This is a genomic window from Halorhodospira abdelmalekii, from assembly GCF_016583625.1.
Taxonomy (GTDB): domain Bacteria; phylum Pseudomonadota; class Gammaproteobacteria; order Nitrococcales; family Halorhodospiraceae; genus Halorhodospira; species Halorhodospira abdelmalekii.
This window is the reverse complement of the sequence record NZ_NRRN01000152.1, coordinates 1-494: the sequence shown is the minus strand read 5'-3', so window position 1 is coordinate 494 and position 494 is coordinate 1. Positions and strand designations below refer to the sequence as shown.

Here is a 494-nt window from a genome sequence, read left to right as displayed (position 1 = left end):
CCAGATGAATCCGCCCGGCCAATCCGGACCGCGCGAGCTTCGCCTCGAGTTCGCCACGCAGCGGACCGGCACCGAACAGCAGACCATGGAGATGCGGGCGCTCGGCCGTGAGACGCATCAGGGTCTCGAGCCACAACCCTGGACGCTTTTCGCCGGAGAGACGGAACATGCCACCGACGAGTTGCGCATCAGCCGGAATCCCGTGCTGGGCCCGGAAGGCGGCGATCCGCGCGGGCGTCGCCCGGACCAAGCCAGCGGTCTGGAGGCCATTGTAGACGATCCGAAACTGTCCAACGTCCAGCCCCAACCAGGCGGCATAATCTGCCGCGCCACCATGGCTGTTGTTGACCAGACGAATCTCCGCGCGGGTGGCCATCGCCCGATAGGCCGGACGCATGATCGGCTTCAGGATGTAGAGAAAATGGATCGGGCTGACGTTCCGTCCCGACAGCACCACCCGCGGGACCCCCGCCATTAGGGCCGCCAAACCCGCG

At 66.4% G+C, this 494-nt stretch carries 1 pseudogene; it reads right to left on the bottom strand.

The window, feature by feature from the left end:
* Positions 1-475, bottom strand: a pseudogene (locus CKO15_RS13895) (hypothetical protein); the annotation flags it as partial.
* Between the last annotated feature and the right edge of the window lie 19 nt (positions 476-494).